Below are 8,095 nucleotides of genomic sequence, written 5' to 3'. Positions count from 1 at the left end.
GGCGTTGTTGCTAAAGTTCTCGGCTAATCGCTGATAACATTTGACGCAATGCGCAATAAAAGGGCATCATTTGATGCCCTTTTTGCACGCTTTCACATCAGAACCTGGCTCATCAGTGATTAATTTTGTCATAATCATTGCTGAGACAGGCTCTGCGGAGAGCGTATAATACGAAAAGCGAATAGCATTTCGATTGGTTTGCCTCGCACTCGCGGGGTGAAAATGTTTGTAGAATACTTCTGACAGGTTGGTTTATGAGTGCGAATACCGAAGCTCAAGGGAGCGGGCGCGGCCTGGAAGCGATGAAATGGGTAGTTGTAGCCGTGCTGCTGATTGTGGCGATTGTCGGCAACTATCTTTATCGTGACATGATGCTGCCGCTACGCGCGCTTGCAGTGGTAATTCTGATTGCTGCGGCGGGTGGTGTCGCGCTGTTGACGACGAAAGGCAAAGCGACCGTTGCGTTTGCCCGCGAAGCGCGTACCGAAGTCCGCAAGGTCATTTGGCCGACTCGCCAGGAAACATTGCACACCACGCTGATTGTAGCGGCGGTAACCGCTGTAATGTCACTGATCCTGTGGGGACTGGATGGTATTCTGGTTCGCCTGGTATCCTTTATCACTGGCCTGAGGTTCTGAGATGTCTGAAGCCCCTAAAAAGCGCTGGTACGTCGTTCAGGCGTTTTCCGGTTTTGAAGGCCGCGTAGCTACGTCGCTGCGTGAGCATATCAAATTACACAATATGGAAGAGTTATTTGGCGAAGTTATGGTTCCGACCGAAGAAGTGGTTGAGATCCGTGGCGGCCAACGTCGCAAAAGCGAGCGTAAATTCTTCCCGGGTTACGTGCTGGTTCAGATGGTGATGAACGACGCGAGCTGGCACCTGGTGCGCAGCGTACCACGCGTGATGGGCTTTATCGGCGGCACATCTGACCGTCCGGCGCCAATCAGCGACAAAGAAGTTGATGCGATTATGAACCGCCTCCAGCAGGTTGGTGATAAACCGCGTCCGAAAACGCTGTTTGAACCGGGTGAGATGGTTCGTGTTAACGACGGTCCGTTTGCTGACTTCAATGGCGTCGTCGAAGAAGTGGACTACGAGAAGTCCCGCCTGAAAGTTTCCGTTTCTATCTTTGGTCGTGCGACCCCGGTAGAGCTGGACTTTGCTCAGGTAGAAAAAGCCTAAGCAGCGATCAAAAAAGCGACGATTTAATCGTTGCACAGGGCGCGAGATTGGAATACAATTTCGCGCCTTTTGTTTTTATGGGTCCCGACCCGTAAAACGAATTTTATTCACGGGGAGCCTCTCCGAGGCGTTATTACCCAATCAGAGGATTTTAGAATGGCTAAGAAAGTACAAGCCTACGTCAAGCTGCAGGTTGCAGCAGGTATGGCGAACCCAAGTCCACCAGTTGGTCCAGCTCTGGGTCAGCAGGGTGTGAACATCATGGAATTCTGTAAAGCGTTCAACGCCAAAACTGAATCCATGGAAAAAGGTCTGCCAATCCCAGTTGTAATCACTGTTTACGCTGACCGTTCTTTCACTTTCGTTACCAAAACCCCTCCAGCAGCAGTTCTGCTGAAGAAAGCAGCGGGCATCAAGTCTGGTTCCGGTAAGCCGAACAAAGACAAAGTGGGTAAAATTTCCCGCGCTCAGTTGCAGGAAATCGCGCAGACCAAAGCTGCCGACATGACTGGTTCCGACATTGAAGCGATGACTCGCTCCATCGAAGGTACTGCACGTTCCATGGGCCTGGTAGTGGAGGACTAAGAAATGGCTAAACTGACCAAGCGCATGTCCGTGATCCGTGACAAAGTTGATGCGACCAAACAGTACGACATCAACGAAGCTATCGCTCTGCTGAAAGAACTGGCAACTGCTAAGTTCGTTGAAAGCGTTGACGTTGCCGTTAACCTGGGCATCGACGCTCGTAAATCCGATCAGAACGTTCGTGGCGCAACTGTACTGCCACACGGTACTGGCCGTTCCGTACGCGTAGCTGTATTTGCTCAGGGTGCAAACGCTGAAGCTGCTAAAGCTGCCGGCGCTGAACTGGTAGGTATGGAAGATCTGGCTGATCAGATCAAGAAAGGCGAAATGAACTTTGACGTTGTTATTGCTTCTCCAGATGCAATGCGCGTTGTTGGCCAGCTGGGCCAGGTTCTGGGTCCACGCGGCCTGATGCCAAACCCGAAAGTGGGTACTGTAACCCCTAACGTTGCTGAAGCGGTTAAGAACGCTAAAGCAGGTCAGGTTCGTTACCGTAACGACAAAAACGGCATCATCCACACCACCATCGGTAAAGTGGACTTTGACGCTGACAAACTGAAAGAAAACCTGGAAGCTCTGCTGGTTGCGCTGAAAAAAGCAAAACCAACTCAGGCGAAAGGCGTGTACATCAAGAAAGTTAGCATCTCCACCACCATGGGTGCAGGTGTTGCAGTTGACCAGGCTGGCCTGAGCGCTGCTGCAAACTAATGCCTTTACGTGGGCGGTGATTTTGTCTACAATCTTACCCCCACGTTTGCTAACAAAAGTTAGCGGCTAAAAGAATTGTTCGTTGGAGCCTGGCCTATCCAGGCCTCCGTCGAAGACCGCAGGTGTTTCGCAAGAAACTTAATCCCCTGCGTAGACGGTGACAGAACGCTAAGATTATTTTAAATACTCTGGCTTGTTTCTGCTCACCGTATTAAGACGCTCTTCCCGTTGGGTTGAGTGAAGTGAGTTCCGGAACATGAGTTCCGGCAAACATCCAGGAGCAAAGCTAATGGCTTTAAATCTTCAAGACAAACAAGCGATTGTTGCTGAAGTCAGCGAAGTAGCCAAAGGCGCGCTGTCTGCAGTAGTTGCGGATTCCCGTGGCGTTACTGTAGACAAAATGACTGAACTGCGTAAAGCAGGTCGTGAAGCTGGCGTATACATGCGTGTTGTTCGTAACACCCTGCTGCGTCGCGTAGTTGAAGGTACTCAGTTCGAGTGCCTGAAAGACACGTTTGTTGGTCCGACCCTGATTGCATACTCTATGGAACACCCGGGCGCTGCTGCTCGTCTGTTCAAAGAGTTCGCGAAAGCGAATGCAAAATTTGAGGTCAAAGCTGCAGCCTTTGAAGGTGAGTTGATCCCGGCATCGCAAATCGATCGCCTGGCAACCCTGCCGACCTACGAAGAAGCAATTGCACGCCTGATGGCAACCATGAAAGAAGCTGCGGCTGGCAAACTGGTTCGCACTCTGGCTGCTGTACGCGATGCGAAAGAAGCTGCTTAATCGCAGTTATCTTTATAAAGCATTTGCTTACGTATAAACTTATTCTGATTTTCAGGAACAATTTAAATGTCTATCACTAAAGATCAAATCATTGAAGCAGTAGCAGCTATGTCCGTAATGGACGTTGTAGAGCTGGTTTCTGCAATGGAAGAAAAATTCGGTGTTTCTGCTGCTGCTGCTGTAGCTGTAGCTGCGGGCCCGGCTGAAGCTGCTGAAGAAAAAACTGAATTCGACGTAATTCTGAAAGCTGCTGGCGCGAACAAAGTTGCTGTAATCAAAGCAGTACGTGGCGCAACTGGCCTGGGTCTGAAAGAAGCTAAAGACCTGGTAGAATCTGCTCCAGCTGCGCTGAAAGAAGGCGTGAGCAAAGACGACGCAGAAGCACTGAAAAAATCTCTGGAAGAAGCTGGCGCTGAAGTTGAAGTTAAATAAGCCAACTTTTCTGGTTGCAGCCTAAGTAATTAGGCTGATGGCTGGTGACTTTTTAGTCACCAGCCTTTTTGCGCTGTAAGGCATCAGCAGCATTTCACACTGTTTGACTGCTGGTTGTCCTGACAATGCTTGTTTCTATCGACGACTTAATATACTGCGACAGGGTGCTCGCTCTGTGTAAATCGCAATGAAATGGTTTAAGCGTGATAGCAACAGGTATTGCGGAAAGTATTCAATTTTCCGGTCCACAAAATGGTGTTGCACAAACTGTCCCTTCGTCGGACAGATGGGTCGACTTGTCAGCGAGCTGAGGAACCCTATGGTTTACTCCTATACCGAGAAAAAACGTATTCGTAAGGATTTTGGTAAACGTCCACAAGTTCTGGACATTCCATATCTCCTTTCTATCCAGCTTGACTCGTTCCAGAAGTTTATCGAGCAAGATCCTGAAGGGCAGTACGGCCTGGAAGCAGCCTTCCGTTCCGTGTTCCCGATTCAGAGCTACAGCGGTAATTCCGAGCTGCAGTACGTCAGCTACCGCCTTGGCGAACCGGTGTTTGACGTTCAGGAATGTCAGATCCGTGGCGTGACCTATTCCGCACCGCTGCGCGTAAAACTGCGTCTGGTGATCTACGAGCGCGAAGCGCCGGAAGGCACCGTAAAAGACATTAAAGAACAAGAAGTCTACATGGGTGAAATTCCACTCATGACGGACAACGGTACTTTCGTTATCAACGGTACTGAGCGTGTTATCGTTTCCCAGCTGCACCGTAGCCCGGGCGTCTTCTTCGACAGCGATAAAGGTAAAACGCACTCTTCCGGTAAAGTACTGTATAACGCACGCATCATTCCTTACCGTGGTTCATGGCTGGACTTCGAATTCGATCCAAAAGACAACCTGTTTGTCCGTATCGACCGTCGTCGTAAGCTGCCTGCAACCATCATTCTGCGTGCACTGAACTATACCACTGAGCAGATCCTGGACCTGTTCTTTGAGAAAGTGATCTTTGAAATCCGCGACAACAAGTTGCAGATGGAGTTGGTGCCGGAACGTCTGCGTGGTGAGACCGCGTCGTTCGACATCGAAGCCGACGGCAAAGTGTATGTGGAAAAAGGTCGCCGTATCACCGCGCGCCACATCCGCCAGCTGGAAAAAGATGATATCAAACACATCGAAGTTCCGGTTGAATACATTGCAGGAAAAGTAGCCGCGAAAGATTACGTTGATGAATCAACTGGCGAGCTGATCTGCCCGGCGAACATGGAGCTGAGCCTGGATCTGCTGGCTAAGCTGAGCCAGTCTGGCCACAAACGTATCGAAACGCTGTTCACCAACGATCTGGACCACGGTCCGTACATCTCTGAGACTGTACGCGTCGACCCAACCAACGATCGTCTGAGCGCGCTGGTCGAAATCTACCGCATGATGCGTCCTGGTGAGCCACCAACTCGCGAAGCGGCTGAAAGCCTGTTCGAGAACCTGTTCTTCTCCGAAGACCGCTACGATCTGTCCGCGGTTGGTCGTATGAAGTTCAACCGTTCTCTGCTGCGCGACGAGATCGAAGGTTCCGGTATCCTGAGCAAAGACGACATCATTGAAGTGATGAAGAAGCTCATCGATATCCGTAACGGTAAAGGCGAAGTGGACGATATCGACCACCTCGGCAACCGTCGTATCCGTTCCGTAGGCGAAATGGCGGAAAACCAATTCCGCGTTGGCCTGGTACGTGTAGAGCGTGCGGTGAAAGAGCGTCTGTCTCTGGGCGATCTGGATACCCTGATGCCTCAGGATATGATTAACGCGAAGCCGATTTCTGCGGCAGTGAAAGAGTTCTTCGGTTCCAGCCAGCTGTCTCAGTTCATGGACCAGAACAACCCGCTGTCTGAGATCACGCACAAACGTCGTATCTCCGCACTCGGCCCAGGCGGTCTGACCCGTGAACGCGCAGGCTTTGAAGTTCGAGACGTACACCCGACTCACTACGGTCGCGTATGTCCAATCGAAACGCCTGAAGGTCCAAACATCGGTCTGATCAACTCCCTGTCCGTGTACGCACAGACGAACGAATACGGTTTCCTCGAGACCCCGTATCGTAAAGTGACCGACGGTGTTGTTACTGACGAAATTCATTACCTGTCTGCTATCGAAGAAGGCAACTACGTTATCGCTCAGGCGAACTCCAACCTGGATGACGAAGGCCACTTTGTAGAAGATCTGGTTACCTGCCGTAGCAAAGGCGAATCCAGCTTGTTCAGCCGCGACCAGGTTGACTACATGGACGTATCCACCCAGCAGGTGGTATCCGTCGGTGCGTCCCTGATCCCGTTCCTGGAACACGATGACGCCAACCGTGCATTGATGGGTGCGAACATGCAACGTCAGGCCGTTCCAACTCTGCGTGCTGATAAGCCGCTGGTTGGTACCGGTATGGAACGTGCTGTTGCCGTTGACTCTGGTGTTACAGCAGTTGCTAAGCGTGGCGGTACCGTTCAGTACGTTGACGCATCCCGTATCGTTATCAAAGTTAACGAAGACGAGATGTATCCGGGCGAAGCGGGTATCGACATCTACAACCTGACCAAATACACCCGTTCTAACCAGAACACCTGTATCAACCAGATGCCATGTGTGTCTCTGGGTGAGCCAGTTGAGCGCGGCGACGTGCTGGCTGACGGTCCGTCCACCGACCTCGGTGAACTGGCGCTCGGTCAGAACATGCGCGTAGCGTTCATGCCGTGGAACGGTTACAACTTCGAAGACTCCATCCTCGTCTCCGAGCGTGTGGTTCAGGAAGATCGTTTCACCACCATCCACATTCAGGAACTGGCATGTGTGTCCCGTGACACCAAGCTGGGGCCAGAAGAGATCACCGCTGACATCCCGAACGTGGGTGAAGCTGCGCTCTCTAAACTGGATGAATCCGGTATTGTTTACATCGGCGCGGAAGTGACCGGCGGTGACATTCTGGTTGGTAAGGTCACGCCGAAAGGCGAAACCCAGCTGACGCCAGAAGAGAAACTGCTGCGTGCTATCTTCGGTGAGAAAGCGTCTGACGTTAAAGACTCTTCTCTGCGCGTACCAAACGGTGTTTCCGGTACGGTTATCGATGTTCAGGTCTTCACCCGTGACGGCGTTGAGAAAGATAAGCGTGCGCTGGAAATCGAAGAGATGCAGCTCAAACAGGCTAAGAAAGACCTGTCTGAAGAACTGCAAATCCTCGAAGCAGGTCTGTTCAGCCGTATCTATGCGGTGCTGGTTGCCGGTGGCGTTGAAGCTGAGAAGCTCGACAAACTGCCACGCGATCGCTGGCTGGAACTGGGCCTGACCGACGAAGAGAAACAGAATCAGTTGGAACAGCTGGCTGAGCAGTATGACGAACTGAAACACGAGTTCGAGAAAAAACTCGAAGCGAAACGCCGCAAAATCACTCAGGGCGACGATCTGGCACCAGGCGTGCTGAAGATTGTTAAGGTGTATCTGGCTGTTAAACGTCAGATCCAGCCTGGTGATAAGATGGCAGGTCGTCACGGTAACAAGGGTGTTATCTCTAAGATCAACCCGATCGAAGATATGCCGCACGATGCTAACGGTACGCCGGTAGATATCGTACTGAACCCACTGGGCGTACCGTCTCGTATGAACATCGGTCAGATTCTGGAAACCCACCTGGGTATGGCTGCGAAAGGTATCGGCGATAAGATCAACGCCATGCTGAAACAGCAGCAGGAAGTCGCGAAACTGCGCGAGTTCATCCAGCGTGCCTACGATCTGGGTACCGACGTTCGTCAGAAAGTCGACCTGAACACCTTCAGCGATGAAGAAGTGCTGCGTCTGGCAGAGAACCTGCGCAAAGGTATGCCAATTGCAACGCCGGTATTCGACGGTGCAAAAGAAGCTGAAATTAAAGAGCTGCTGCAACTGGGTGGTCTGCCAACGTCTGGTCAGATTACGCTGTTTGACGGCCGTACCGGTGAACAGTTCGAGCGTCCGGTAACCGTAGGTTACATGTACATGCTGAAACTGAACCACCTGGTCGACGACAAGATGCACGCTCGTTCTACCGGTTCTTACAGCCTGGTTACTCAGCAGCCGCTGGGTGGTAAGGCTCAGTTCGGTGGTCAGCGCTTCGGGGAGATGGAAGTGTGGGCGCTGGAAGCATACGGCGCAGCATACACCTTGCAGGAAATGCTCACCGTTAAGTCTGATGACGTGAACGGTCGTACTAAGATGTATAAGAACATCGTAGACGGCAACCATCAGATGGAACCGGGCATGCCAGAATCCTTCAACGTACTGTTGAAAGAGATTCGTTCGCTGGGTATCAACATCGAACTGGAAGACGAGTAATTCTCGCTCAAACAGGTCACTGCTGTCGGGTTAACGCCCGACAGCAGAGT

7 protein-coding genes are annotated in these 8,095 nt (G+C 51.5%); all 7 read left to right on the top strand.

Features of this window, described 5'->3' with window-relative positions:
- Positions 1–254: 254 nt before the first annotated feature.
- The 7 genes from secE (at position 255) to rpoB (ending at position 8,045) form a co-directional block, all read left to right on the top strand.
- Entirely contained in the window at positions 255–638 is a 384-nt protein-coding gene (secE, locus tag IM290_RS07505; RefSeq protein ID WP_003862342.1) for a preprotein translocase subunit SecE, read from the top strand.
- Between the two features lies 1 nt (position 639).
- The gene (gene nusG / locus IM290_RS07500; RefSeq protein WP_003862341.1) at positions 640–1,185 is read left to right on the top strand and encodes a transcription termination/antitermination protein NusG; all 546 of its coding nucleotides are present in this window, start codon (positions 640–642) and stop codon (positions 1,183–1,185) included.
- 156 nt (positions 1,186–1,341) lie between these two features.
- On the top strand, positions 1,342–1,770 hold the full coding sequence (gene rplK, locus IM290_RS07495; RefSeq protein ID WP_003862340.1) for a 50S ribosomal protein L11: 429 nt from the start codon (positions 1,342–1,344) through the stop codon (positions 1,768–1,770).
- Between the two features lie 3 nt (positions 1,771–1,773).
- A complete protein-coding gene (rplA, locus tag IM290_RS07490) occupies positions 1,774–2,478 on the top strand; it encodes a 50S ribosomal protein L1 (RefSeq protein ID WP_006810530.1) in 705 nt (234 codons plus the stop codon).
- A gap of 289 nt (positions 2,479–2,767) precedes the next feature.
- Entirely contained in the window at positions 2,768–3,265 is a 498-nt protein-coding gene (gene rplJ / locus IM290_RS07485; RefSeq protein ID WP_003862338.1) for a 50S ribosomal protein L10, read from the top strand.
- Between the two features lie 66 nt (positions 3,266–3,331).
- Positions 3,332–3,697 carry a 50S ribosomal protein L7/L12 gene (gene rplL / locus IM290_RS07480; protein ID WP_002445276.1) on the top strand — a complete coding sequence of 122 codons (366 nt, stop codon included), beginning with the start codon at positions 3,332–3,334 and terminating at the stop codon, positions 3,695–3,697.
- A 319-nt stretch (positions 3,698–4,016) separates the two neighbouring features.
- The gene (rpoB, locus tag IM290_RS07475; RefSeq protein WP_015569976.1) at positions 4,017–8,045 is read left to right on the top strand and encodes a DNA-directed RNA polymerase subunit beta; all 4,029 of its coding nucleotides are present in this window, start codon (positions 4,017–4,019) and stop codon (positions 8,043–8,045) included.
- Positions 8,046–8,095 lie beyond the last annotated feature (50 nt).

The organism is Enterobacter cloacae complex sp. S1, from assembly GCF_014930525.1.
In the GTDB taxonomy this organism is placed as follows: domain Bacteria; phylum Pseudomonadota; class Gammaproteobacteria; order Enterobacterales; family Enterobacteriaceae; genus Enterobacter; species Enterobacter hormaechei_C.
This window is presented reverse-complemented; position numbering and strand designations above follow the sequence as displayed.

Coding starts and splice junctions, on each gene's coding strand:
- secE (WP_003862342.1), top strand. CDS start 255: ATGAGTGCGAATACCGAAGCTCAAGGGAGCGGGCGCGGCCTGGAAGCG.
- nusG (WP_003862341.1), top strand. CDS start 640: ATGTCTGAAGCCCCTAAAAAGCGCTGGTACGTCGTTCAGGCGTTTTCC.
- rplK (WP_003862340.1), top strand. CDS start 1,342: ATGGCTAAGAAAGTACAAGCCTACGTCAAGCTGCAGGTTGCAGCAGGT.
- rplA (WP_006810530.1), top strand. CDS start 1,774: ATGGCTAAACTGACCAAGCGCATGTCCGTGATCCGTGACAAAGTTGAT.
- rplJ (WP_003862338.1), top strand. CDS start 2,768: ATGGCTTTAAATCTTCAAGACAAACAAGCGATTGTTGCTGAAGTCAGC.
- rplL (WP_002445276.1), top strand. CDS start 3,332: ATGTCTATCACTAAAGATCAAATCATTGAAGCAGTAGCAGCTATGTCC.
- rpoB (WP_015569976.1), top strand. CDS start 4,017: ATGGTTTACTCCTATACCGAGAAAAAACGTATTCGTAAGGATTTTGGT.